The 23,176-nt window shown below is 69.5% G+C and carries 25 protein-coding genes; 18 read left to right on the top strand and 7 right to left on the bottom strand.

Translation table 11 applies throughout. The annotated features are described in order from the left end of the window. Positions 1–33 precede the first annotated feature (33 nt). Genes AB0I12_RS29485 through AB0I12_RS29505 form a run of 5 tightly spaced genes read left to right on the top strand, consistent with a single transcriptional unit; the run spans position 34 to position 5,623 of the window. Entirely contained in the window at positions 34–1,029 is a 996-nt protein-coding gene (locus AB0I12_RS29485) for a sugar ABC transporter substrate-binding protein (RefSeq protein WP_359935571.1), read from the top strand. Positions 1,030–1,038: 9 nt separating this feature from the next. After that, positions 1,039–2,085: an ABC transporter permease gene (locus AB0I12_RS29490; protein WP_359935572.1), complete on the top strand. Its 1,047-nt coding sequence runs from the start codon at positions 1,039–1,041 to the stop codon at positions 2,083–2,085. Beyond that, positions 2,082–2,990, top strand: a complete 909-nt coding sequence (locus AB0I12_RS29495; protein ID WP_359935574.1) for an ATP-binding cassette domain-containing protein — start codon at positions 2,082–2,084, stop codon at positions 2,988–2,990. The genes AB0I12_RS29490 and AB0I12_RS29495 overlap by 4 nt, the downstream gene beginning before the upstream one ends. Then, positions 2,987–4,066 carry a Gfo/Idh/MocA family oxidoreductase gene (locus AB0I12_RS29500; RefSeq protein WP_359935576.1) on the top strand — a complete coding sequence of 360 codons (1,080 nt, stop codon included), beginning with the start codon at positions 2,987–2,989 and terminating at the stop codon, positions 4,064–4,066. The genes AB0I12_RS29495 and AB0I12_RS29500 overlap by 4 nt, the downstream gene beginning before the upstream one ends. A 54-nt stretch (positions 4,067–4,120) precedes the next feature. Then, positions 4,121–5,623, top strand: coding sequence for a CoA-acylating methylmalonate-semialdehyde dehydrogenase (locus AB0I12_RS29505; protein ID WP_359935578.1), 1,503 nt, complete (start codon positions 4,121–4,123; stop codon positions 5,621–5,623). Here AB0I12_RS29505 and AB0I12_RS29510 read toward each other — a convergent pair. Continuing rightward, positions 5,595–6,647: a LysR family transcriptional regulator gene (locus tag AB0I12_RS29510; protein ID WP_359935580.1), complete on the bottom strand. Its 1,053-nt coding sequence runs from the start codon at positions 6,645–6,647 to the stop codon at positions 5,595–5,597. The two genes, AB0I12_RS29505 and AB0I12_RS29510, sit on opposite strands and share 29 nt — an antisense overlap. A 76-nt stretch (positions 6,648–6,723) precedes the next feature. On the opposite strand from AB0I12_RS29510, the gene AB0I12_RS29515 reads away from it, so the two are divergent. Next, positions 6,724–7,467: a hypothetical protein gene (locus AB0I12_RS29515; RefSeq protein ID WP_359935582.1), complete on the top strand. Its 744-nt coding sequence runs from the start codon at positions 6,724–6,726 to the stop codon at positions 7,465–7,467. On the opposite strand, the gene AB0I12_RS29520 is transcribed toward AB0I12_RS29515, so the two are convergent. Next, a complete protein-coding gene (locus tag AB0I12_RS29520; RefSeq protein ID WP_359935584.1) occupies positions 7,422–8,423 on the bottom strand; it encodes a Gfo/Idh/MocA family oxidoreductase in 1,002 nt (333 codons plus the stop codon). The genes AB0I12_RS29515 and AB0I12_RS29520 overlap by 46 nt on opposite strands. A 247-nt stretch (positions 8,424–8,670) precedes the next feature. On the opposite strand from AB0I12_RS29520, the gene AB0I12_RS29525 reads away from it, so the two are divergent. Then, the gene (locus AB0I12_RS29525; protein WP_355696932.1) at positions 8,671–9,414 is read left to right on the top strand and encodes a GntR family transcriptional regulator; all 744 of its coding nucleotides are present in this window, start codon (positions 8,671–8,673) and stop codon (positions 9,412–9,414) included. Here AB0I12_RS29525 and AB0I12_RS29530 read toward each other — a convergent pair. Together AB0I12_RS29530 and AB0I12_RS29535 are read right to left on the bottom strand one after the other, a co-directional pair. Continuing rightward, complete coding sequence (locus AB0I12_RS29530; protein ID WP_359935586.1) at positions 9,405–10,082, bottom strand: hypothetical protein; 678 nt, start codon at positions 10,080–10,082, stop codon at positions 9,405–9,407. The genes AB0I12_RS29525 and AB0I12_RS29530 overlap by 10 nt on opposite strands. After that, positions 10,079–10,597, bottom strand: a complete 519-nt coding sequence (locus tag AB0I12_RS29535) for a SigE family RNA polymerase sigma factor (RefSeq protein WP_359935588.1) — start codon at positions 10,595–10,597, stop codon at positions 10,079–10,081. The genes AB0I12_RS29530 and AB0I12_RS29535 overlap by 4 nt, the downstream gene beginning before the upstream one ends. Positions 10,598–10,850: 253 nt before the next feature. On the opposite strand from AB0I12_RS29535, the gene AB0I12_RS29540 reads away from it, so the two are divergent. Genes AB0I12_RS29540 through AB0I12_RS29570 form a run of 7 tightly spaced genes read left to right on the top strand, consistent with a single transcriptional unit; the run spans position 10,851 to position 15,399 of the window. Beyond that, complete coding sequence (locus tag AB0I12_RS29540) at positions 10,851–12,131, top strand: ATPase, T2SS/T4P/T4SS family (RefSeq protein WP_359935590.1); 1,281 nt, start codon at positions 10,851–10,853, stop codon at positions 12,129–12,131. After that, complete coding sequence (locus tag AB0I12_RS29545) at positions 12,131–12,991, top strand: type II secretion system F family protein (RefSeq protein ID WP_359935592.1); 861 nt, start codon at positions 12,131–12,133, stop codon at positions 12,989–12,991. The genes AB0I12_RS29540 and AB0I12_RS29545 overlap by 1 nt, the downstream gene beginning before the upstream one ends. Then, the gene (locus AB0I12_RS29550; protein WP_359935594.1) at positions 12,988–13,926 is read left to right on the top strand and encodes a type II secretion system F family protein; all 939 of its coding nucleotides are present in this window, start codon (positions 12,988–12,990) and stop codon (positions 13,924–13,926) included. The genes AB0I12_RS29545 and AB0I12_RS29550 overlap by 4 nt, the downstream gene beginning before the upstream one ends. Before the next feature lie 14 nt (positions 13,927–13,940). Continuing rightward, complete coding sequence (locus AB0I12_RS29555) at positions 13,941–14,138, top strand: hypothetical protein (RefSeq protein ID WP_355696944.1); 198 nt, start codon at positions 13,941–13,943, stop codon at positions 14,136–14,138. Continuing rightward, positions 14,139–14,525: a TadE/TadG family type IV pilus assembly protein gene (locus AB0I12_RS29560; RefSeq protein WP_359935597.1), complete on the top strand. Its 387-nt coding sequence runs from the start codon at positions 14,139–14,141 to the stop codon at positions 14,523–14,525. Beyond that, positions 14,522–14,971: a hypothetical protein gene (locus AB0I12_RS29565; protein WP_359935599.1), complete on the top strand. Its 450-nt coding sequence runs from the start codon at positions 14,522–14,524 to the stop codon at positions 14,969–14,971. The genes AB0I12_RS29560 and AB0I12_RS29565 overlap by 4 nt, the downstream gene beginning before the upstream one ends. Before the next feature lie 29 nt (positions 14,972–15,000). Then, positions 15,001–15,399, top strand: a complete 399-nt coding sequence (locus AB0I12_RS29570; protein ID WP_359935601.1) for a pilus assembly protein TadG-related protein — start codon at positions 15,001–15,003, stop codon at positions 15,397–15,399. 18 nt (positions 15,400–15,417) lie between these two features. Here AB0I12_RS29570 and AB0I12_RS29575 read toward each other — a convergent pair whose 3' ends face one another. Next, complete coding sequence (locus tag AB0I12_RS29575) at positions 15,418–16,218, bottom strand: hypothetical protein (protein WP_359935603.1); 801 nt, start codon at positions 16,216–16,218, stop codon at positions 15,418–15,420. Between the two features lie 70 nt (positions 16,219–16,288). On the opposite strand from AB0I12_RS29575, the gene AB0I12_RS29580 reads away from it, so the two are divergent. From AB0I12_RS29580 to AB0I12_RS29590, 3 genes are read left to right on the top strand one after another with little or no spacing between them, the layout of a single operon-like run. Further along, a complete protein-coding gene (locus tag AB0I12_RS29580; protein WP_359935605.1) occupies positions 16,289–16,900 on the top strand; it encodes a helix-turn-helix domain-containing protein in 612 nt (203 codons plus the stop codon). A gap of 16 nt (positions 16,901–16,916) precedes the next feature. Continuing rightward, positions 16,917–18,038, top strand: a complete 1,122-nt coding sequence (gene prfB, locus AB0I12_RS29585) for a peptide chain release factor 2 (RefSeq protein ID WP_359935607.1) — start codon at positions 16,917–16,919, stop codon at positions 18,036–18,038. After that, positions 18,022–18,786, top strand: coding sequence for a pentapeptide repeat-containing protein (locus tag AB0I12_RS29590; protein ID WP_359935609.1), 765 nt, complete (start codon positions 18,022–18,024; stop codon positions 18,784–18,786). The genes prfB and AB0I12_RS29590 overlap by 17 nt, the downstream gene beginning before the upstream one ends. Here AB0I12_RS29590 and AB0I12_RS29595 read toward each other — a convergent pair. Beyond that, a complete protein-coding gene (locus tag AB0I12_RS29595) occupies positions 18,749–20,194 on the bottom strand; it encodes an MFS transporter (protein ID WP_359935611.1) in 1,446 nt (481 codons plus the stop codon). The two genes, AB0I12_RS29590 and AB0I12_RS29595, sit on opposite strands and share 38 nt — an antisense overlap. A 101-nt stretch (positions 20,195–20,295) precedes the next feature. On the opposite strand from AB0I12_RS29595, the gene AB0I12_RS29600 reads away from it, so the two are divergent. After that, positions 20,296–21,147, top strand: coding sequence for a helix-turn-helix transcriptional regulator (locus AB0I12_RS29600; RefSeq protein ID WP_359935613.1), 852 nt, complete (start codon positions 20,296–20,298; stop codon positions 21,145–21,147). Between the two features lie 59 nt (positions 21,148–21,206). Here the strand turns inward: AB0I12_RS29600 and AB0I12_RS29605 are convergent, their stop codons facing one another. After that, positions 21,207–23,084, bottom strand: coding sequence for a cellulase family glycosylhydrolase (locus AB0I12_RS29605; RefSeq protein WP_359935615.1), 1,878 nt, complete (start codon positions 23,082–23,084; stop codon positions 21,207–21,209). Positions 23,085–23,176: the final 92 nt, after the last annotated feature.

Below are 23,176 nucleotides of genomic sequence, written 5' to 3' on the forward strand. Positions count from 1 at the left end.
GCCGCGGAACACCTGAAAGGCTGGTACCAAGTCATGGTTCGGTGGCAGAAGAAGGCGATGGCGGCCGTCGCGGCCGTCGCGCTCGCCGCGGCTCTGGCCGCGTGCAGCTCCTCCGGGGGTAAGCAGAAGGAGGAGAGCTCCGGCGGCAGCGGCGGCAACGTCGCGGACACGCCGCGGATGAAGGTTGCTCTGATCACCCACTCGGGTCCTGGCGACACCTTCTGGGACATCGTCCGGCGCGGGGCCGAGGCGGCCGCGAAGAAGGACAACATCGAGCTGCAGTACTCCGCCGACCCGGACGGTGCGGCCCAGGCGAACCTGGTGCAGACCGCGATCGACTCCAAGGTCGACGGGATCGCCGTGACGCTGAACAAGCCCGACGCCGTGATCCCGAACGTGAAGAAGGCGATCGCGGCCGGCATCCCGGTGACGATCCTGAACGGCGGGCTGGACCAGTGGAAGACCACCGGCGCGCTCGGGTACTTCGGCCAGGACGAGCGGATCGCCGGCCAGGCGACGGGTGAGAAGCTCAAGCAGCTCGGCGCGAAGAAGGTCATCTGCGTCATCCACGAGCAGGGCAACGTCAGCCTGGAGGCCCGCTGCCAGGGCATCAAGGACAAGTTCGGCAACGTCGAGAACGTCAACGTCAACGGCACCGACCAGCCCGGTACGCAGGCCACCCTGACCTCGAAACTGCAGGCGGACAAGACAGCCGACTACGTCGTCGCGCTGAACGCGGGCATCGCACTGACCGCGGTTCAGGCGGCCAAGGACGCAGGCTCGTCGGCGAAGGTCGGCAGCTTCGACATGAGCAAGGAGATGGCCAAGGCCGTCGCCGACGGGACCGTGCAGTTCGCCGTCGACCAGCAGCCGTACCTGCAGGGCTACCTGGCGATCGACGCGATCTGGCTCTACCGGACCAACGGCAACACCATCGGCGGCGGCGAGGCGACGCTGACCGGTCCGGCCTTCATCGACAAGTCGAACATCGCGGCCGTGCAGAAGTTCGCCGAAGCCGGGACGCGCTGAGGTAGCGCCATGGCATCGACCATCACCTCACCCGTCTCGGCGGACGACCGCGTCTCCGCCCGGTCCCTCGCCGCCCGGCTGCTCAGCCGGCCGGAGATCGGATCGCTCGTCGGCGCGGCCGTGATCCTGGTGTTCTTCCTGATCACAGCGCCGCCGTTCCGCGACATCAACAACACGGGCACGATCCTGTACCAGGCCGCGCTGATCGGTGTGATGGCGGTGCCGGTCTCGCTGCTGATGATCGGCGGCGAGTTCGACCTCTCGGCCGGTGTCGCGGTGACGACATCGGGCCTGACCGCGGGCCTGTTCGCCTACCAGTTCAGTGTGAACGTGTGGGTCGGCATCGTCGTCGCCCTGGCGTTCTCGCTGGCGATCGGGCTGTTCAACGGCTGGCTGCTGATGCGGACGGGCCTGCCCAGCTTCCTGGTGACGCTGGGCACGTTCTTCATCCTGCAGGGCCTGAACATCGCGGTCACCCGGGCGACCTCCGGCGCCGTAGCGTCGAACTCGATCAGTGACATGGACGGGTTCGACGCGGCGAAGGCGGTGTTCGCGTCGGAGTTCAAGATCGGCGGCGTGACGATCAAGATCATCGTCGTCTGGTGGATCGTCTTCGTCGCGATCGCCGCCTGGATGCTGCAGAAGACCCAGATCGGCAACTGGATCTTCGCTGCCGGCGGTGACGCGGCGGCTGCCCGCGCCGTCGGCGTACCGGTGAAGAAGGTCAAGATCGGCCTGTTCATGACGGTCGGGTTCTTCGCCTGGTTCGCCGGGATGCAACTGCTGTTCGTGCAGAACGGCGTGGTGCAGTCCGGCGAGGGCGTCGGCAAGGAGTTCCTGTACATCATCGCGGCGGTCGTCGGCGGCTGTCTGCTCACCGGCGGGTACGGGTCCGTCGTGGGCGGGGCCGTCGGCGCGCTGATCTTCGGCATGGTGCAGCTCGGCGTGGTGTACGCCGGCTGGAACCCGGACTGGTTCAAGGCGTTCCTGGGCGCCATGTTGCTGTTGGCAACCATCGTCAATCTCGTCGTCAAGAACCGGGCGGAGGCACGATGACCACCACGGAGTCCTTCGCCGACGATGCCGCGACCAGCCCGAACACGCCGATCGTGCTGCTCGAGGACGTCGGCAAGAGTTACGGCAACATCCAGGCGCTGCGCGGTGTGTCGCTCTCGGTCCGGCAGGGTGAGATCACCTGCGTGCTGGGTGACAACGGCGCGGGCAAGTCGACGCTGATCAAGATCATCGCCGGGCTGCACGACTACACCTCCGGCCGGATGTCGGTGAACGGCGAGGAGCGGCACTTCGGTTCGCCGCGGGAGTCGCTGGACAGCGGTATCGCGACCGTCTACCAGGACCTCGCGCTGGCGCCGCTGATGTCGGTCTGGCGGAACTTCTTCCTCGGTAACGAGATCACCAAGGGACCGTTCCGGCAGCTGGACGCGGCGAGGATGAAGCGGATCGCGCAGGAGGAGCTGACCAAGATGGGGATCTCGATCCCCGATCTCGAGCAGCCGGTCGGCAAGCTGTCCGGCGGTCAGCGGCAGTGCGTGGCGATCGCCCGCGCGATCCACTTCGGGGCCAAGGTGCTGATCCTCGACGAGCCCACCGCGGCGCTCGGCGTGAACCAGTCGGGCGTGGTGCTGAAGTACATCGTGCGGGCGCGCGACGCGGGGATCGGCGTCATCTTCATCACTCACAACCCGCACCACGCGTACCTGGTCGGCAACCACTTCGTCGTGCTGAAGCTCGGCCGGGTAGCGCTCGACACGCATCGGGCCGACATCACGCTGGAGCAGCTGACGACCGAGATGGCCGGTGGTTCCGAGCTCGAGGCATTGAGTCACGAGCTCCGGGAGATCGATCCTGGAGTAGTCGTCGCACCGGCTGACGGGGAGGCGGGGCGGCCGACGGACGCGGCGGCGGCCGACGACGAGGAGAAGGGGCAGGCGGGGACATGAACGAGCTGCGGGTCGGCATCGTGGGCGTGGGGGTGATGGGCGCCGACCATGCCGAGCGGATCGCGCGGAAGACAGCCGGAGCACGCCTGGTCGCGGTGTCCGACGCGGATCAGGCGCGTGCGGAGGCGCTGGCCGCCCGGTTGTCGGACGGCTCAGCCGGCGGGAAGTCCCGCGAGAGCAGTGCCAGGCACGCGGGCGGTACGGCGTACGCGGAGACCGTGCGCGTCGTCGAGGATCCGATGGACCTGATCGCGGCCGACGACATCGACGCGGTGATCCTGGCATCGCCGGGGTTTGCGCACGCGGAGCAGTTGTTCGCCTGCTTGGAGCACGCGAAACCGGTGTTGTGCGAGAAGCCGCTGACGATGGACGCGGCATCCGCGTTGCGCGTCGTCGAGGCCGAGCACAAGCTCGGCCGGCAGCTGATCCAGGTCGGGTTCATGCGCCGCTTCGACCCGGAGTACGCCGCTCTGAAGGAGCTGCTCGACTCGGGCGACCTGGGCCGGACCCTGCTGCTGCACAACGTGCACCGGAACAAGTCGGCCGCGCCGACGTTCCGCAGCGAGATGATCGTCCGGGACTCGATGGTGCACGAGGTGGACATTGCCCGGTGGCTGTTCGGCGAGGAGATCACCCGGATCACCGTGCACACCCCGGCGCCGACGAGTCTGGTCGCCGAGGGCGTGCTCGATCCGCAGCTGGCCGTGTTCGAGATGGCGAACGGTGCGATGGCCGACGTGGAAGTGTTCGTGAACTTCCAGGTCGGGTACGAGGTCCGGTGCGAGGCAGTCGCCGAGCGTGGAAGCGCGACGATCGGCCTCGGGTCCGGCGTCTTCACCCGGGCCGGCGCGCGGTGGGGCGGCGCGATGCCGGCCGACTTCCGGATCCGGTTCGAGCAGGCGTACGACATCGAGGTGCAGCGCTGGGTCGACGCCACCGCGCGCGGCGAGACCGACGGGCCGAGTGCTTGGGACGGCTACGCGGCGGCCGCCGTGTGCGAGGCCGGTCTGGAGTCGTTGAGCACCGGTAAACCCGTCGACGTCGTGCTCGCCGACCGCGCCAAGGTTCTGGGCTGAGTCGCCCGCAGCAGAGACAGCATTCTGAAACACCCCCGGCAGTGAGGAAACATCGTGAGTACTGACAGCAAGCGCATCACCCACCTCGTCGGCGGCAGCTCGTGGACCGGTGTGGCCGAGCGGACCAGCAAGGTCTACAACCCGGCGACCGGTCAGGTCACCGGCGAGCTGGACCTGGCCTCGGCCGGCACGGTCGACGAGGTCGTCAAGGTCGCTCACGAGGCGTCGAAGGCCTGGGCGCAGACCTCGTTGACGAAGCGCGCACAGACCCTGTTCGCTTACCGCGAGCTGGTCAACCGGCACAAGGACCGGATCGCGCAGCTGATCACCGCCGAGCACGGCAAGGTGCTGTCCGACGCGCTCGGCGAGGTGACCCGCGGGCTCGAGGTGATCGAGTTCGCCTGCGGGATCCCGCACCTGCTCAAGGGCGGCTACAGCGAGGGCGTCTCGACCAAGGTCGACGTGTACTCGATCCGGCAGCCGCTCGGTGTCTGCGCGGTGATCTCCCCGTTCAACTTCCCGGCGATGGTGCCGATGTGGTTCGTCCCGATCGCGGTCGCCTGCGGCAACAGCGTGGTGATCAAGCCGTCCGAGAAGGACCCGTCGGCGGCGAACGCGATGGCTGAGCTGTGGAAGGAGGCCGGCCTGCCGGACGGCGTGGTGAACGTCGTGCACGGCGACAAGGAAGCCGTCGACCGGCTGCTCGAGCACCCCGACATCAAGTCGGTGTCGTTCGTCGGGTCGACGCCGATCGCGAAGTACGTCTACGAGAACGCCACCCGCAACGGCAAGCGGGTGCAGGCGCTCGGCGGCGCGAAGAACCACATGATCGTGCTGCCGGACGCGGATCTCGACCTCGCCGCGGATGCCGCCGTGAACGCCGGCTTCGGGTCGGCCGGTGAGCGCTGCATGGCGATCTCCGCGCTGGTCGCGGTCGAGCCGATCGCGGACGAGCTGATCGGCAAGATCAAGGAGCGGATGGGCAAGCTGAAGACCGGCGACGGGACGCGCGGCTGCGACATGGGTCCGCTGGTGACGGGCGAGCACCGCGACAAGGTCGCGGGGTACGTCGCGGCCGGGGTCGAGGCCGGTGCGGACCTGGTCGTCGACGGGCGCGCGGGTGACTTCGACGGTGCGGCCGATGGGTTCTGGCTGGGGCCGACGCTGTTCGACAAGGTGACGCCGGACATGCCGATCTACACCGACGAGATCTTCGGGCCGGTGCTGTCGGTGCTGCGGACGTCGTCGTACGACGATGCGCTCGACCTGGTGAACTCGAACCCGTACGGGAACGGGACCGCGATCTTCACCAACGACGGTGGCGCGGCGCGACGGTTCCAGAACGAGGTCGAGGTCGGCATGGTCGGGATCAACGTCCCGATCCCGGTGCCGATGGCGTACTACTCGTTCGGCGGCTGGAAGAACTCGCTGTTCGGTGACACCCACGCGCACGGCACCGAGGGCGTGCACTTCTTCACCCGCGGCAAGGTCGTCACGTCACGCTGGCTGGACCCGTCCCACGGCGGCATCAACCTCGGCTTCCCGACCCACGACTGAGCTGGTCGGGCGCTGAGAGGGCACGGGCCAGGGCTTCGGCTGCTGGTTCGGTGAGGTGGCCGTGGAGGAGTTCGGTGCGGTGCACCAGGCGCGGAGTCGTGAGTGGGACGGCCGCGAGGTCTGGTGTCACCGCTGACTGGGGGAGGACCGCGAGGCCGTGCCCGGCGGCGATGAGCTTCAGCAGTGTGTGGAGGTCGGTGCCGTTGTAGGTGAAGGCCGGGCGGAGCGCGTCGGACCCGGCGGCGGCGCGCAAGGCCGGCAGCGGCGCGGCCAGGTCCGGCGCGTCGATCCACCGGGCATCCGCCAAATCCCCAAGCGACACCCCGCGCCGCACTCGGGACGAGGCGAGGTCGGGCCGGCCGGCTGAGGACCGGTTGGGCGGGTGGGCCGAGGCGTCGTCCCGCTGGTCGTTCGAGGCGTGGTCCCGGTGCCCGACTGGGGCTCGGTTGGGGTGCGGGTCAGGTTGTGTGGTGCGGATGGCTAGGGGGTGGTGGTGGGGGAGGGCTACGGCCAAGGGCTCGTGGGCTATGGGGGTGGTGCGGAGTTGGACCGCGTTGGTCAGGCGGAGGGGGTCGGTGGGGGTGGCTATGCCGTCGGTCAGGCCGAGGGTGAAGGTGCCGGCGGCGACGCCGGTGGCGACCTCATCGCGGCCGCAGACGGTCAGCGAGGTCTCGGTGCCGGGGTATGCGCGTCGTACTTCGGCCAACACGGTCCCGAGAGACCCAGCAGCCAGAGGTGAGGCGGCGAGTGTGAGGGTGCTGGGAGGATTCGCGACCGTACGGCGGACGTCCGCGCGGGCGGCGTCGAGCCGGAGCAGGATCGGGCCGGCATGTTCGAGCAGGCGCTCACCCGCCGGTGTCGGCTCCACGGGCCGTCGGCGGAGCAGCGGCGTACCGAGGTCGCTTTCCAGCGTGGCGATGTGCTGCGACACAGCGCTCTGCGTGTAGCCGAGTCGCGTGGCGGCAGCCGAGAACGATCCGCACTCGGTGACGGTGACGAACGTCCGCAGCAGATGAGGATCCACGCCCATCAGTATCGCTGATCGAGCATGCAGAGATCATCGTTGGCGCTGATGTACGCGCCGACCTGAGGATGGAGGCATGAACGCATACTCCGGTCGTCTCGCCCTGGTCGGTGACCGCTCGCCGCACGTCCGCTCGCACGCCCGCATTCCCGGTCTGCTCGCAGCGCTCGAGCAGCGCGACCACCTGGACCTCGACGTGTACTGGGTCCCGACCGACGAGGTGGACGACGCGTTGGAAGGCTTCGACGGCGTGTGGCTGCTGCCCGGCAGTCCGTACCGGAGCGAGGCCGGCGCGCTCACCGCGGTCCGGATCGCCCGCGAGCGCGGCATCCCGTTCCTCGGCACCTGTGGCGGGTTCCAGCACGCGATGCTCGAGTTCGCGCGCGACGTCTGCGGCGCCACCGGCGTACAGCACGGGGAGAGCACGCCGGATGCTGACGACCTCCTCATCGTGCCGCTGCAGTGTTCGCTCGACGGGCACGAGGGCGCGGTGCGGGTGCAGCCAGGAACTCGCGCGGCTGAGCTACTGGGGGTGGAGCGCTCGATGGAGCGGTACCACTGCTCCTACGGCCTGGACAGCAGCAAGCTCGACCTGCTCCGTGAGCACGGCATGGTCTTCAGCGGGTACGACGACGAGGGTGCACCGCGCATCGCCGAGCTGCCAGGTCACCCGTTCTACCTGGCGACGCTGTTCCAGCCGGAGCTGGCCGGCGATGGCAGGCGTCCGCACCCGTTCATCCAGGCGTTCGCGCATGCGGTCGCCGGCCGCGGCGATCAGATCGTGGAGACCGGTCGCGGCTCCATGCCGGCTGCGACGTAGCAGGCGTCGATGAGCTCCATCGTGGCCAGCGCGTCGTCGGCGTCGGTGAGCAGCGGAGCGCCGTTGCGGACGGCGCTCGCGAACGCCTCCAGCTGATACGTGTACGACGTCCGCGTGCCGAGGTGCTCGACCCAGGTGTCCTCCTTGGTCGTCACGATCACGCGGTCGTCGTTCTGCGGGAGCACGAAGAACGGGGCGAACGCCTCGCCGCGGCTGCCGACGACCTTGAGGCTGAACTCGACGTCCTCGGCCGCCATGCTGGTCCGCACCGCGCCGGTCGCGCCGCTCGGGAACTCCAGGTCGGCGTTCAGCCATTCGTCGACACCGGGCATCCGCTTGCGCTCGCCGGCCCGGGCGCCGATCAGCCGCGGCGCGCCCCCGGCGTACTGCCCGAACATGCGCTGCGCGTGCAGCGCGTAGCAGCCGACGTCCATCACGGCGCCGCCGGCCAGCGGCAGCGACCAGCGCGGGTCGTCCTCCGGCGGCGGAGGCATCACCATCGTCGCCTCGACGTGCTGCAGGTCGCCCAGCTCGCCCTTGGCGATCAGCTCCTGCAGCCGCCGCATCACCGGGTGGTACGCGTAGTGGAACGCCTCCATGAACACCAGCCCGGACGAGTGCACCGCGTCGCGGACCTGCCGGGCCTCGGTGGCGTTGGCGGCCGACGGCTTCTCGGTCAGCACATGCTTGCCTGCAGCAAGGGCCCGCAGGTTCCACGGGCCGTGCAGTCCGTTGGCCAGCGGGTTGTAGATCGCTTCGATCTCCGGATCGTCGAGCAGTTGCTGGTACGACGCATGAACCCGTTCGACCCCGTGCTCGGCGGCGAAGGCCTCGGCCCGGCCGGCGTCGCGGGCGGCGACCGCGACCAGCCGGGCGCCGGTCAGCTTGGCCGGCTCGACGATGGCCCGGCCCGAGATCCGGGCGGCACCGAGGATGCCGATCCGCAGCGGTTCCATGCCTTCTCCTTCGATGGTCGGCCGTTCCGGATCCGGTCCGGCGGGAGCGTCCGAGGGGCGTGTTCCGCCGGTAAGGGTAGTCCCAGGTCCCGACGGCGAACGTGCCATATTGCCTGACGATCGCAGGCGCCGGACAGCGCGTGCCCGTGATCCGGACTCGGTTCACCCAACGTTCATCGATCCGGCAGGTCTGATCAAATCCCGGTGGTGGGTCGACGGATTCCGGTCCAGCCTTCAGGATGACCCCATGAGCACCGTCCAGGTCCAGGTCGATCGGAACAGCCGTACGCCGTTGCACGTGCAGCTGGCGCAGCAGCTGGAGGCGGCCATCCAGGGTGGTGACCTGCCCGTCGGGTCCCGGCTCAGCAACGAGGTGGACCTGGCCGAGGCGTACGGGCTGAGCCGGCCCACCGTCCGCCAGGCGATCGCCCGTCTGGTCGACCAGGGCCTCCTGGTCCGCAAGCGCGGCGTAGGCACCCAGGTGGTCGGCAACTCCGGCCAGGTACGGCGTTCGCTCGAACTGACCAGCCTGTACGACGACCTCACCGCAGCGCACCGCAAGCCCGAAACGGAGGTCCTGCGCTTCGGTATCTCGCCCGCGACCGCAGAGGTCGCCACCGCACTCCAGTGCGAGCAGGGCGACCGAGTACTGCGGCTGGAGCGACTGCGGCGCGCAGATGGCGAGCCGCTCGCACTGATGCGCAACTGGCTGCCGCCGGAGATGCTGGACACCGATCCGGCCACGCTCGCCGAGCGCGGCCTGTACCAGTTGCTGCGTGCCGAGGGCGTCCGGCTGAAGGTGGCGCACCAGACCATCTCCGCGATACCGGCAACGCCCGAGCAGGCGCGGCTGCTGTCCGAAGAGCCCGGCTCACCGCTGCTGGCGACGACGCGGATCACGTACGACGACCACGGCCAGCCGGTCGAGTACGGCTCGCACCTGTACCGGGCGAGCCGCTACTCGTTCGAGCACACACTGGTTCACCGCTGAGTCCCTTGCAGGTTGCTCCGCCGCGTCGGGCGAGCTCCTGCTCCTCCTCGGTCCAGCATCTGGGTGCCGTCGGGACGGAACAGCTCGACGACGGTCTCCCGGACGCCGCCAGGGTTCGGGCCGTCCGGGTACACCGGCTGGTCGTCGTACACGACGTGCACGCTGCGGTCTGCCTGGATCGTGCAGGTGCCGGGCGGGAACGGGTTGCAGTCGGTGATCGCGTCCGCGGTCGTGATGCTCAGCGTCAGCAGCGAGGCGCCGGCGCCGTCGTCCAGCAGCACACTGGCTTCGTTGGTGCCCAGGCCGTAGCCGCCGGACGTCGTAGAGCTGGTCGGGGCGAGGCCGTTCGGAAGCAGGCTGGTCAGCGTCGCCAGGGTCTCTACGGGTGTCACGGGTCCCGACGAGGACGGCTTCACCGGCTTGTGCGTCGGAGGTGGGCTGACGGCCGGAGTAGCCGGTTGCACCCGCAGCGCCTGGCTGCTGCTGAGGATGACTCCGACCGTGGCCAGTACGGCGGCCGCGCCGGCGAGGCCCGCCAACGCGGTCCGGCGGCGTCGCAGCACCTTGCCCCGACGGATGCCGCGGGCAACCAGGTCAGAAGTGGCCGGCTGAAGGTCAACGGTTGCCCGGCGCATCAGGTCCGGGAGGCTGTCGTGCAGGTCGGTCATCGGGGGCTCCCGGGTCGTAGTGCGGCCACATGGATGGCTTCGTCGCCCAGGACTGCCCTGAGCCGGTCGAGCGCGCGTGAAGTGCGCGTTCTGATCGCACCGGTGTTCTTGCCGAGGTCGTACGCAACCTCCTCCGCGCTGCGATCCTCGAAGTACCGCAGGACGAGCACTGCCCGGTCCAGCGGCGACAGCTCGGCCAGCGCCTGCACAAGAGCAAGGCGGAGCTCATGGTCGCCGGACTGGCCCGCGCGATCAGGCGTACGCTCCACAGGACGCTCTGTCGAGCTGCGCCGGCGGCGTTGGGAGATGTACGTCCGGGCCAGGACGGTCTGGGCGTACGCCGCGGGGTTGTCGGTCTGCTCCACCCGCCGCCAGGCGCGGTACAGCTTGGCCGGCGTCTCCTGGACCAGGTCCTCGGCCAGGTGATGCTCACCGGCCAGCAGCCACGCCGACCGGTACAACTGCGCCGTACGCGCTCTGGCGAACTCCTCGAAATCCTCCGTCGACCGTGTCAAAGCCCACCCTCCCGAGGTCCTCTCACCCGGTTCGACGCCGTGAGTCGCGGTTCTGTTACCGGCGGAACTGCAACAAGGTGCAATTTCCTGGACCTGCCCGTGACCCGATCGATACGGTCGGTGAGCCATCGGCGTGTCACGGTTATCCACAGGACAGCCGGACGCGAGTGGCGCCCGGTGCCCCACGGTTGCAAGGATGGTCGCGCAGGGTGACCGAGCATGGTCGCCAGACGGGACACACACGGGGAGATCGATGACTGCGGACAGGCTCGACGCGCACCGCGCGACCTGGAGCGGTGCCGTCGAGCTGATCGACGCCCAGGTGCGCGACGTGGTGCGCCGCGAAGGCATCGACCCGCTCCGCGACCCGGCCGCCGTGAACGCGATCGTCGCCACCGTCGTCCGGCAGTACGACGAGCGCAGCCTGACCGGCGTGGTGCCGCCGATCGGCGACGTGGAGGCGGTCAGCCGGGAGGTGCACGACCGCGTCGCCGGTTTCGGGCCGCTGCAGCGTTATCTGGACGACCCGTCGGTCGAGGAGATCTGGATCAACGAGCCCAGCCGGGTCTTCATCGCCCGTGAGGGCCGGCACGAGCTGACCACGACCGTGCTGACCGAGGAGGAGGTCGGCGACCTGGTCGAGCGGATGCTGAAGACCACCGGCCGCCGGATCGACGTCTCGCAGCCGTTCACCGACGCCCGGCTGCCGGACGGGAGCCGCGTCCACATCGTCCTCGGCGGCATCACCCAGCGGTATGCGGCGATCAACATCCGCAAGTTCACCGTCCGCGCGACCCGGATCAGCGACCTGGTCCAGCTCGGCTCGCTGACACCGCACGCGGCCGCGGTGCTCGAGGCATCCGTTGCCGTCGGCCTCAATGTGCTGGTCTCCGGCGGCACGCAGGCCGGCAAGACCACGATGCTGAACGCCCTGGCCGGGTCGATCCCCGGCAGCGAGCGGGTGATCAGCTGCGAGGAGGTCTTCGAGATCAAGCTGCCGATCCCCGACTGGGTGTCGATGCAGACCCGGCAGGCCGGTCTCGAAGGCACCGGTGAGGTGCGGCTGCGTGACCTGGTGAAGGAGTCGCTGCGGATGCGGCCGTCCCGGGTGATCGTCGGCGAGGTGCGCGGCGAGGAGTGCCTCGACCTGCTGCTCGCGTTGAACAGCGGCCTCCCCGGCATGTGCACCATCCATGCGAACTCGGCGCGCGAGGCGCTGACCAAGATGTGCACGCTGCCGCTGCTGGCCGGTGAGAACATCGGCTCTCGGTTCGTGCTGCCGACGGTGGCCGGCTGCGTCGACCTCGTCGTGCACCTCGGCATCGCGGCCGACGGGCACCGGCGGGTGCGGGAGATCGTGGCCGTCACCGGACGGGTCGAGGAGCAGGCGATCGAGACCGAGACCATCTTCGGGACGTACGACGGTTACCTGCGCCGCGCCGAGGGGCATCTGCCGCACCCGGAGCGTTTCCAGCAGGCGGGGTACAACGTGGCCGGGCTGCTCACCGAGCTGCCACGTGGGGCGGCCGGCTGATGGGGCTGCTGATCGGGATGTTCTTCGGCGTCGGTCTGCTGCTGATCATCGCGGCGTTCGTGGCGCCGGCCGAGGCGGTGCCCGGCGCGGACGGCCGGCTGCGCGGCAGGAGCCGGGAGCTGCTCGCGAGTGCCGGGATCGAGGGCCTGACGCCGGGCGCGTTCATCGGCGCGTGTGCGATCACCGGGGTGGCGGCCTTCCTGCTGATGTTCCTGGTGTCCAAGGCACTGCCGGTCGGGGTGGTGTTCGGGGTGATGGCGGGCTGGTTGCCGATCGCGCTGGTGCGTTCTCGTGCCCGGCGGCGGATCGCCGAGTTCCGCGAGCTGTGGCCGGACGTGGTGGACAACATCGCCTCCGCGGTCCGCGCCGGCCTGTCGTTGTCCGAGGCCTTGGCTCAGGTCGGCGAGCGGGGACCGCTGCCGCTGCGGGAGCCGTTCCGCCGGTTCGGTGCGGACTACGCGTCGACCGGGCGGTTCGCGGAATCGCTGGACCGGTTGAAGGCGCGGCTGGCCGACCCCGTCGGTGACCGTGTCGTCGAGGCGCTGCGGATCGCGCGCGAGGTCGGTGGCGGTGACCTCGGCCGGCTGCTGCGGTCGTTGTCGACGTTCCTGCGCGACGACGCGCGGACCCGGTCCGAGCTGGAGTCCCGGCAGTCGTGGTCCGTCAACGGCGCGCGGGTCGCGGTCGCGGCGCCCTGGCTGGTGCTGGCGTTGCTGTCGTTCCAGGGCGATGTGATCCAGCGGTACAACACGCCCCTGGGTGCGGTGGTCATCGGCGCCGGCGCGATCGTCTGCGTGATCGCGTACCGGTTGATGCTGCGGATCGGCCGGCTGCCCGAGCCGGAGCGGGTGCTGCGATGAACCCGGTGCTGGTCGGTGGTTTCCTCGGCGCGCTGCTCGGCGTGGGCCTGCTGGTCGTCGTGCTGCGGTTGCCGTTCCTGCGCAAGCCGTCGGTGGACGAGCGGATCTCGCCGTACCTGCGGGATCTCGGCGCGCCGGACGTGTTCGTCGGCGTGGTGGACTCGCGGTCGCCGTTCTACGCGATCCTGCGGCTGTTCGGGCCGTCGCTGCGGTCTGCCGCGCAACGGCTCGAGCGGATCCTCGGCGGTGCGGGCACGATCCGGCGGCGGCTGCAGCGGGCCGGGCTGGAGCGGACGGTCGAGGAGTTCCGGATCGAGCAGCTGCTCTGGGGGACGCTGGCCTTCGGCGGCGGTCTGGTGATCGCGATCGTCTCGGTCGCGTTCGGCCTCGGCAATCCGGTCGGTCTGCTGGTGTTCTGCCTGATCCTCGGGGTGGTCGGAGTGCTTGCCCGCGACACCTATCTGACCTCGCAGGTGCGCCGTCGCGAGCGCCGGCTGCTCGCCGAGCTGCCGACCGTGGCGGAGCTGCTGGCGTTGTCGGTCGCCGCCGGCGAAGGCCCCGCGGCCGCGCTCGACCGGGTCGCCCGGGCATGCCGTGGCGAGCTGGCCGAGGAGCTGAAACGCGTCCTGGCGGAGACCAGGGCCGGAGAGACACTGGTCCGCGCGCTCGACGCGCTCGCGGACCGGACGGGGTTGCTGGCGCTCTCGCGCTTCGCGGACGGGCTGGCGGTGGCGCTCGAGCGCGGCACCCCGCTGGCCGACGTCCTGCGCGCGCAGGCCGGTGACATCCGGGAGGCCGGGCGCCGCGAACTGATCGAGTCCGGCGCCCGCCGTGAGGTCGCCATGATGATCCCGGTGATCTTCCTGGTCCTGCCGGTGACCATCGCTTTCGCCTTCTACCCGGGCGCTGTCGGAATCCGGCTGATCGCCGGATGAACTGAGGAGAGGTCATGTCCCTGTACCTGACGAGGCTGTACCTGACGTTGCTGCTGAAGCCGCGTCCGGCTGACAAGGAGCGCGGCGACGTGCCCGGCTGGGTGCTGATCACCGTGATGACGGCCGGCCTGGTCGTCGCGATCTGGACGCTCGCCAAGGACCAGCTCGTCGCGATGCTCAAGGATGCGTTGTCATCGGTCTCCAACAAGTAGATGCCGAGGGCTCGTGGTGAGCGGGGATCGGCGGTCGTCGACTTCGTTCTGGTCTCGACGATCCTGGTCCCGCTGTTCCTCGGCATCCTGCAGGTCGGCCTGTTCCTGTACGTGCGCAACACCGTGACCGCCGCCGCGTCCGAAGGCGCGCACTATGCGGCCGTGCTCAACCGCGCACCGGCGGACGGCGAGGCTCGCACCCGCGACTTGATCGACGGTGTGGTGACCGACGGCCTCGTCGACTCGGTGTCCGCGGAGGAGACCGAGATCGACGGACAGCCCGGGGTCGAGGTGACCGTCCACGCGCACATGCCGCCGCTCGGGCTGTGGGGACCGGGGATCTCGTTCACCGTCGAGGGACATGCCGTGAAGGAGACCGGCGAATGAGGCGCCGCCGGGACGAGCGTGGGAGCGCCGTCGTGGAGTTCTCCTGGCTGGCGATCCTGCTGATGGTTCCGCTGGTGTACATGATGCTCGGCGTGTTCGACGTCCAGCGGGCGTCGTACGGCGCGACCGCGGCGACCCGCGCCGCCGGGCGGGCCTTCGTGATCGTGCCGGACGGTGTGTCCGAGGAGGAGGCCCGGGCTCGCGCCTTCGACGCCGCGCAGCTGGCGATGAGGGACCAGGGTATGGAGCTCGGCTCGGACGAGCTCACGATCTCCTGCGACCCGGTCTGCCTGCAGCCGGGGTCGACCGTGACAGTGACTCTGGAGACCAAGGTTCGGCTGCCGCTGATCCCGGACGCGCTCGGCGGCGAACCGCCGGCGATCCGGATCAGCGCCTCGCACACCGAGTCGTTCGGTGACTACCGCCAGGCCAAGGGGGACGGATGAGGCGCGGCCGGCGGGGCGAGGAAGGGCAGATGACCGTCCTGATCGTCGGGTTCACCGTGGTCGTGCTGATGATGATCGTCGTGGTGACGGACATCTCGAAGGCGTTCCTGGTCCGTCGCGACCTCGACGCCACAGCCGACGGTGCGGTGCTCGCGGCCGCGAACGGTCTCGCCGCGGTGTATGCCCAGCCGGGCGCGGGCGGCAATGCCGCGATCGATCCGGACCAGGCACGGCAGCTGACCGCGGACTACCTCGACGATGTTGCTGCGAGCAACAGGTTCGACGATCTCGACTGGTCCGTGGACGTCGAAGGGGCGACGGTGACGGTGCGGCTCACCTCGACCGCCGAGCTCCCGTTCCGCCCACCCGGCTTCCCGGGCACGGCGGACGTCGCCTCCGAAGCCGCCGCCATCGTCCCCATCCGCTGAGCCCGGCCCAGCCGCTGGTCAGGTGAAGAGGCCCGGGTTGTCCTCGAGCCAGGTGGTGAAGGGCCGGGCGGTGTGGCCGGTGAGGAGTTCGACGCCGGGCTCGATCGCGGCGGGCGAGCCGACGCGGGAGGCCCAGTAGGCCAGCAGGGTTTCGCGCTGTCCTTCGTCGCGCATCTGCATCTCGGCGCGGGCCTCGTCGGGGGTCAGGTCGACGGCCTCGATCGGGACGCCGGTGACCTTGGAGACGAGCCCGATCTGGTGCCGGCGCGTCATCGACTCCGGTCCGGTCATCGGATACCCGCGGCCGTCGTGGCCGTTGCCCGGGCCGTCGAGCAGCACGCGGAGCGCGGCGTCGGCGATGTCCTGCTCGTGGATCGGCGCCTCCTCGGCGTCCAGGTAGGGCAGCCGGATCTGACCGGTCGCGCGCACCTGGTACGCCCAGTACTTCGCGTTGCTCATGAAAGCGCCGGGCTGCAGCCGGGTGGTCGCGTACGACGCGTTCGCCACGACCTGCTCGGTCTTCGCGTGCGGGTCGTCGGGCCCGCCCAGAGACGACAACGACGACAGCAGGACGACCTGTTTCACACCGGCGGCCTCGGCGGCGGCCACGAAGGCGGGCGCCGTCGACGGGTCGGAGTACAGGAAGACCTGGCTGATGTCGCGCAGCGCCGGGGCGGGGTCCGAAGGGTCGTACGCGACGGCGGATGGGAGGGCGGAGGGCTCGCGGCTGGCGACGCGGACGTCCTGCCCGGCCGCGATCAGGCCGGCGGTGACGGCACGGGCGATCGCGCCGCGGCCGCCGGTGACGAGAACAGTCATTGGATGTGCTCCAAAAATGTAGTGACTACAACAATGGAATCAGTAAAGCAGACCGACTACAGTTCCGGCAATGGAGCTCGGGCGGCGGGAACGCAAGAAGCAGCAGACGCGGCAGGCCATCTCGGATGTGGCCACGACGCTGTTCCTCGAGCGCGGCTTCGACGCGGTTACGGTGGCCGAGGTGGCGCGGGCCGCGGATGTCGCCGTACAGACGGTGTTCAACCACTTCCCGGCGAAGGAGGACCTGTTCTTCGACGAGCCGGGCTGGTGGGCGGGGCCGGCGCGCGCGATCCGCGAGGCGCCGCCACGAGCGGATCCGGTCGACGTGCTCGAGGCGCAGTACATAGCGGAGACGCGGGACCGGCTCGCGGTCGGGCACCTGGCCACCTGGAAGCAGTTCGTGCGCACGATCGACGACAGTCCGGCGCTGAAGGCCCGGCGCAGACTCAACGCCGACCAGCTGGAAGTGACCCTGACCGAGGCGCTGGACGAGCGGTCGCCGGACCACCTGCGCAACCGTCTGATCGCGGCCCTGTACGCCGCCGCGCAGAAGGTTCTCGAGGAGCGATTGATGGCGGTGCTGCCCGACGACGCGTCCTCGGTGGAGCTCGACCAGGCCCAGGCGGCCCTGGAGCAGGCGATCGCCCAAGTCTTCGCCGTTCTTCGTCGTGGGCTTGCCTGAGCTAAGCTGCTTAGTTGTGGCTGGACTGGATTTTGACGCGGAGCTGAAGCAGCTCGACGCGACGATGACCTCGATCGAGAAAGTGATGGATCTCCCTGCGCTGCGCAAGGAGATCGACGAGCTCGGCGAGCAGGTCGCTGCGCCCGACCTCTGGGACGACCAGGCGAACGCGCAGAAGGTGACGTCGCGACTGTCCAGCCTGCAGGCCGACGTCGAGCGGGTGACCGCGCTGCGCGGCCGGCTCGACGACCTCGGGGTGCTGATCGAGCTGGGCCGCGAGGAGAACGACGCGGACAGCCTGGCCGAGGCCGAGAAGGAGCTGGGGTCGGTCGCCAAGTCGATCCAGTCCCTCGAGGTCCGCACCCTGCTGTCCGGTGAGTACGACGAGCGCGAGGCCCTCGTCACGATCCGTTCCGGCGCGGGCGGTGTCGACGCGGCGGACTTCGCCGAGATGCTGCAGCGGATGTACCTGCGCTGGGCGGAGCGGCACGGCTACCCGACCGACGTCTACGACACGTCGTACGCCGAAGAGGCCGGTATCAAGTCGACCACGTTCGCGGTCAAGGCGCCGTACGCGTACGGCACGCTGAGTGTCGAGTCCGGGACGCACCGCCTGGTGCGGATCTCGCCGTTCGACAACCAGGGCCGCCGGCAGACGTCGTTCGCGGCCGTCGAGGTGGTCCCGGTGCTGGAGCAGACCGACGAGATCGACGTCCCGGAAGAAGAGCTGCGGATCGACGTGTACCGGTCGTCCGGTCCGGGTGGTCAGAGCGTCAACACCACCGACTCCGCGGTCCGGATCACGCACCTGCCGACCGGCACCGTGGTCTCCTGCCAGAACGAGAAGTCCCAGCTGCAGAACAAGGCCAGCGCGATGGTCATCCTGAAGGCCAAGCTGCTCGCGCTGAAGAAGGCCGAGGAGCGGGCCCAGCTGGACGCGCTGCGCGGCGACGTGGCCGGCTCGTGGGGCGACCAGATGCGCTCGTACGTCCTGCACCCGTACCAGATGGTGAAGGACCTGCGGACGCAGTACGAGTCGGGCAACACCTCCGGGGTGTTCGACGGTGAGATCGACGAGTTCATCGAGGCCGGCGTCCGCTGGCGCCGTACCGGCCAGACGGTTGCCGAGCAGAACTGAGCTCCAGGCGGACTGCGGTAGCTGCTTCGGCCTGTGCTGCATCGCGCTGACCTTCACCAAGTCGGCGGACTTCGCGATCGACAAGTCCGCCGGTGAGGCCTGCCCGAACCTGAGCGACGACCACCGCTGCACGATCCACAGCCGGCTGCGGGCCGAGGGGTTCGCGGGCTGCACGGTCTACGACTGCTTCGGTGCGGGGCAGGTGATCTCGCAGCGGATGGGGAAGCCGGGGCCGGAGATGTTCGCCGCGCTCCCGATCCTGCGCCAGCTGCACGAGCTGCTCTGGTATCTCACCGAAGCGCTCGAATACACCGCGGACGCCCAGCCGGCGATCGACAGAGTCGAGGCCGTGTGCCGTACGGCGGACCTCACGGCCGTCGACGTGGCGGCCGAGCGAGCCGTGGTCAACGAGCTGCTCCTGGCGACGAGCCAGCACGTCCGCGGCAAGCAACCCAAGCGGAAGGACCGCCGCGGCGCGGACCTGATCGGAGCCCGGTTGAGTCGAGCCGACCTCGCGAAGGCCAATCTGCGCGGCGCCTACCTGATCGGCGCCGACCTCCGCGACGCCGACTTACGCCAGGCGGACCTGATCGGCGCCGACCTCCGGGACACCGACCTGAGCGGCGCCGACCTGACAGGTACCCTGTTTCTCACCCAGTCCCAGGTCAACGCCGCTCGAGGCGACCAGTTCACGAAGCTCCCGCGAGCTCTTACGCGCCCTTCCCACTGGTCCGCAGCTGGTGCGTGATCGGGGTCATCAGCAGGGAGATTGCTGCGATTCCGATGGCTACCGCCGCCAGTGCGCCGCCCTGGCCCCAGGAGGTGCTGGCGAGGGACAAGTACGCCGTACCGACGGTGGCTGCGCCGAGTGCGAGGCAGGTCTGCTGGCTAGTCAGGAGGATGCCGGAGCCGAGGCCCGCTTGGGCCGGGGGAACCTGGCCGACAACAACGCCGATCAGGGGCACCATGACGAGGCCTGCGCCGATGCCGCCGACCAGCAGCGGAGCGCCGATGGTGATCGGGGTGACGTGCGGCCACAGGGTCAGCGCAACGACGCCGAGCAGGGCGTACCCGACCGCCTGAATGATCCAGCCGCGCAGGATGAGCCCAGCGCCGTACCGCTGCTGCAGGCGCGGTGCGTAGATCGAGGTGATCAGGAAGCCGATCGCCAGCGGCAGCAGACTGAGCCCGCCCTCCAGCGGAGTCATGTGTGCTTCGCCCTGCGTCGCGAGGGCGAAACAGAACATGAAACCGCCGAACGTGCTGAAGAAGCCGACGGCCAGCAGCAGGCCGATCCGCATCGCTCGCAGGCGCAGTACCGTCGGCGGGATCAGCGGGGCGTGACCGGACCGCTCAGCGCGGTGCTGGTGGATGCCGAGGAGCGCGGTCGCCGGAATCACCGCAGCCAGGCTCAGCCAGGTCCACAGCGGCCAGCCGAGCGGCCTGCCTTCGGTGAGCGGCAGGAGCAGCAGTACCAGGGTGAGCGCGAGCAGTGCGGCTCCGACGAGGTCGACGCGATGCGCCTGCTCCGCCTTGCTTTCCGGGAGCACGCGGAGCGCGGTGGCGATCGCAACGACGCCCACCGGGACGAAGACGAGGAACACCGCGCGCCAGCCGAGGCCGAACAGGTCGGCCTCGATCAGGACGCCGCCGAGGATCTGGCCGAGGGCCGCACCGATCCCGTTGGCCACGCCGAACATGGCCATTCCGCGGGACCGGCGCTCGCCGGCGAGCAGGCTGGTGATCGACGCGAGCACCTGCGGCGTGATCGCGGCACCGGACACGCCCTGCACGATGCGAGCCGCCAGCAGTACGCCGATGGTCGGCGCGACCGCACAGATCAGCGCGGACACGGTGAAGCCGGTGAGACCGATCAGGAACAGGCGCCGGCGCCCGAAGCTGTCGCCGAGCCGCCCGCCGACGACGAGCAGCGTGGCCACCGCGATGCCGTAGCAGCCGACCACGAGCTGGAGCTGGCCGGCGTTCGCGTGCAGGTCCGTCGCGATCGCCGGCAGCGAGACGTTGACCATGAAGAACGAGAGCATCGGCAGGAGCGAACCGAAGAGCAGGCTGGTGAGGGCCACCGGTCCGAGCCCTGTCGCGGCCCGTGATCGGGCGGCGACCGGGACAGTGGTGGCTTGGAGCTGGTCTGTCATGCGTCCAGCCTGACGGAGCTCCGAGCCTGGTAGTGAGAGTCTGCTTATCCTATTACTCACAGCACCTGGCACCCGGTTGGGCCGGTGTCCATGATGGAAGCATGACAGTCGCCTCCGACACAACGGCAACGGCCCAGCGCCGCGAGCTCGGCGTGTTCCTGCGCAGCCGGCGGGAACGCATCCGGCCGGACGAGGTCGGGTTCGCGCCGGGCGGCCGGCGCCGGACGCCGGGGCTGCGGCGCGAGGAGGTCGCGCTGCTCGCCGGGGTCGGCGTCACCTGGTACACGTGGCTCGAGCAGGGCCGGGACATCAACGTGTCCGCGCAGGTCCTGGACGCGATCGCGACGGCGCTGCGGTTCGACCGGCAGGAGCGCAGTCACCTGTTCCGGCTGGCCGGGCTACGGTTCGGGCCGACGCAGGGCGTGTGCTCGGCGCTGCCTCCGTCGGTGCAGAAGACCCTCGACGCGGTGTCGCCGTACCCGGCGGTGGTGCTGAACGAGCGGTACGACATCCTCGCCTTCAACACGGCGTACTGCCGGGTGGTCCTCGACCTGGACCAGGTGCCGGTCGACGAGCGGAACATGCTGTGGCTGAACTTCGTGTCCGACGAGTGGAAGTGCAGTTTCGTCGACGGGGAAACGACCAAGCACCACATGGTCGCGGCTTTCCGCGCCGCGTCCGCCGACCACCTCGGCGACGCGCTCTGGCAGGAGCTGATCCACGGCCTGCTGAACAGCTCGCCGTATTTCGCGGAGCTCTGGGAGCGGTACGACGTGGCCGCGCCCAGCACCCGCACGAAGATGCTCGAGGTCGACGGCCACGGCATCCTGCGCATCGAGCCGATCAACCTCTGGCTGTCCCAGCTCGGCCCTCTCCGGGCCACCGTCTACACCGCCCTCGACGACGAGACCGAGACCAAACTCCGCCGGATCGCCGGCGTGCGGCCCGGCTGACGGGGCGGGCCAGCCGGGCCGGGGCCCCGGCCGCCGGGCAGGGCGGCCGGGGAGCTTTGTCAGGTGACCGGGATGCCTGGGTTGGTCAGGGCCTTTCCGCCGGTCATCGTGTTGCTGCGGTCGACGGTGACCTTGCAGCTGCTCGCGTTGTAATTGGTGATGTTGAACGCGTACCGGCCGCCGCCGGTCGCGCCGGTCAGGTCGGAGGTGTTGCCGCGGAACACCGTCCCGCAGCCCCACCCGGACTGCTGGGTGTGCGTCTCGTAGCCGTTGTTCGTGGTGTTCTTGCCGGTGTTGTTCTCGATGACGTAGTTGTTGCCCTTGACATCGATCCAGCTGTCGTCGTAGTTCGCACCGGTGAGGCCGCGGCCGTCGAAGCTGTTGCCGGACACCAGCCCGCCGGTCGTCCCCTCCTTCAGGTCGACCGCCTCGCCGCCGACGTCCGGGCCGATCGTGTTGCCGAGGATCTGCACGTGGTCGGACTTGTCGGAGGTGCCGCCCGCGCTGCCGACGTACACGCCCTCGCCCATCCCGCGACCGTCGTTGCCGGTGTCGTAGATGCGCGAGTTCTTGATCACGCCGTACGTGCTGCTGTTGCGGAAGTGCACGCCCTCCATGTCCAGCCCGTGTACGGTGACGCCGTCGATCGTCACGCGGGTGGCGCTGTCGATCATGATGCCTTTCTGGCCGCCGGTCACGGTGAGGCCGCGCACGGTCCAGTACGACGCGCCGTTCAGGTGCAGGCCATAGCCGCCGCCGGCCTTCAGTACGGCGTTCGTGGAGCCGGTCAGCGTGATCGGCGCCGCGGACGTGCCGTCGACCGTGGTCTTGAAGTTGCCGGTGTAGGTGCCGTCGGCGAGCTTGATGGTGTCGCCGGGCTTGGCGTTGGTCAGCGCGGCGGTGAGCTGTGCGGAGGTGCTGACATCGATCGTCGCCGTGGCCGACGGGCGGTTGCGGATGTGGTCGCGGATCCAGACGCCGGCCGGCTTGAGCATCGCCGTCCCGGTGAAGTCGTCGCCGTCGCAGGTGCCTTCCTTGAAGACCGCGCCGGAGCGGAAGTCGTCGGAGAAGTTCCAGTTCGTCCAGCCGATCTGCTTGCTCTCCAGGAAGTCCAGGTACTTCTGCGACCAGGTGAAGTCGTTGCCGCCGTCACCGGTGTAGGTCTGGGTGCCGAACTCCGTGACGAACAACGGGATCCGGTCCGCGGCGCGCGCCAGGGCGTCGAAGTACTCCTGCTGGTGCGAGGCGGCGTAGAAGTGGAACGTGTACATCAGGTTCGACGCGTTCACCGGGTTGTTGATGACGTCGGCCTCGCTGCCGCCGTCGGAGACCCCGAGCGACGCCCAGCCGTGGGTGCCGACGAAGATCACGCCGTCGGGGTCCTTGGCCCGGATCACCGGCACCATCTGCTCGGCGTACGACTTGATGCCGGCCCAGCTGACGCCGTTCGGCTCGTTGGCGATGTCGTAGATGATGTTGAACTTGTCCTTGTGCCGCTCGGCGATCTCGGTGAAGAACCGCTTCGCCAGGTCGAGGTTCTCGTTCGGGTCGCCGGGGTCGAGCTGGTGCCAGTCGACCAGCGCGTACAGACCGCGTTTGGTCGCCTCCTCGATGAGCGTGGTCACCAGATCGGTGTACTTCGCCGGGTCGGTCTCGTAGCCGCCTTCCTGCACGTACATCGAGATGCGCAGGATGTCGGCGTTCCAGTCGTTCGCCAGGGCGTCCAGCGAGGCGGTCTTCAGGCAGTTGGCGTACCACTGCAGGCCGTGCGTACTCATTCCGCGCAGCTGGACGGGTTCGTTGCGCTCGTTGCAGAGCTTGGTGCCGCAGACGTGCAGCTGGCCGTTGCGGCCGACCGGGGTGTCGGCGGCCTGCGCGGAAACAGGTAGCAGGGCCGAAGCGGCCAGCAGGGCGCCGGCCAGGAGAGAGTGGATCATGAACGTCCTCCGAGGGGGCGTCGGGGAGGATGATTAGGAAGGTTTCCTAATAGTTCACGAGAACGTAGCGGCCGACGCGGAACGCTGTCAAC

This window comes from Kribbella sp. NPDC050459 (assembly GCF_040655315.1).
In the GTDB taxonomy this organism is placed as follows: domain Bacteria; phylum Actinomycetota; class Actinomycetes; order Propionibacteriales; family Kribbellaceae; genus Kribbella.

Coding starts and splice junctions, on each gene's coding strand:
- AB0I12_RS29485 (WP_359935571.1), top strand. CDS start 34: ATGGTTCGGTGGCAGAAGAAGGCGATGGCGGCCGTCGCGGCCGTCGCG.
- AB0I12_RS29490 (WP_359935572.1), top strand. CDS start 1,039: ATGGCATCGACCATCACCTCACCCGTCTCGGCGGACGACCGCGTCTCC.
- AB0I12_RS29495 (WP_359935574.1), top strand. CDS start 2,082: ATGACCACCACGGAGTCCTTCGCCGACGATGCCGCGACCAGCCCGAAC.
- AB0I12_RS29500 (WP_359935576.1), top strand. CDS start 2,987: ATGAACGAGCTGCGGGTCGGCATCGTGGGCGTGGGGGTGATGGGCGCC.
- AB0I12_RS29515 (WP_359935582.1), top strand. CDS start 6,724: ATGAACGCATACTCCGGTCGTCTCGCCCTGGTCGGTGACCGCTCGCCG.
- AB0I12_RS29520 (WP_359935584.1), bottom strand. CDS start 8,423: ATGGAACCGCTGCGGATCGGCATCCTCGGTGCCGCCCGGATCTCGGGC.
- AB0I12_RS29525 (WP_355696932.1), top strand. CDS start 8,671: ATGAGCACCGTCCAGGTCCAGGTCGATCGGAACAGCCGTACGCCGTTG.
- AB0I12_RS29530 (WP_359935586.1), bottom strand. CDS start 10,082: ATGACCGACCTGCACGACAGCCTCCCGGACCTGATGCGCCGGGCAACC.
- AB0I12_RS29540 (WP_359935590.1), top strand. CDS start 10,851: ATGACTGCGGACAGGCTCGACGCGCACCGCGCGACCTGGAGCGGTGCC.
- AB0I12_RS29545 (WP_359935592.1), top strand. CDS start 12,131: ATGGGGCTGCTGATCGGGATGTTCTTCGGCGTCGGTCTGCTGCTGATC.
- AB0I12_RS29550 (WP_359935594.1), top strand. CDS start 12,988: ATGAACCCGGTGCTGGTCGGTGGTTTCCTCGGCGCGCTGCTCGGCGTG.
- AB0I12_RS29555 (WP_355696944.1), top strand. CDS start 13,941: ATGTCCCTGTACCTGACGAGGCTGTACCTGACGTTGCTGCTGAAGCCG.
- AB0I12_RS29560 (WP_359935597.1), top strand. CDS start 14,139: ATGCCGAGGGCTCGTGGTGAGCGGGGATCGGCGGTCGTCGACTTCGTT.
- AB0I12_RS29565 (WP_359935599.1), top strand. CDS start 14,522: ATGAGGCGCCGCCGGGACGAGCGTGGGAGCGCCGTCGTGGAGTTCTCC.
- AB0I12_RS29570 (WP_359935601.1), top strand. CDS start 15,001: ATGACCGTCCTGATCGTCGGGTTCACCGTGGTCGTGCTGATGATGATC.
- AB0I12_RS29575 (WP_359935603.1), bottom strand. CDS start 16,218: ATGACTGTTCTCGTCACCGGCGGCCGCGGCGCGATCGCCCGTGCCGTC.
- AB0I12_RS29580 (WP_359935605.1), top strand. CDS start 16,289: ATGGAGCTCGGGCGGCGGGAACGCAAGAAGCAGCAGACGCGGCAGGCC.
- AB0I12_RS29595 (WP_359935611.1), bottom strand. CDS start 20,194: ATGACAGACCAGCTCCAAGCCACCACTGTCCCGGTCGCCGCCCGATCA.
- AB0I12_RS29600 (WP_359935613.1), top strand. CDS start 20,296: ATGACAGTCGCCTCCGACACAACGGCAACGGCCCAGCGCCGCGAGCTC.
- AB0I12_RS29605 (WP_359935615.1), bottom strand. CDS start 23,084: ATGATCCACTCTCTCCTGGCCGGCGCCCTGCTGGCCGCTTCGGCCCTG.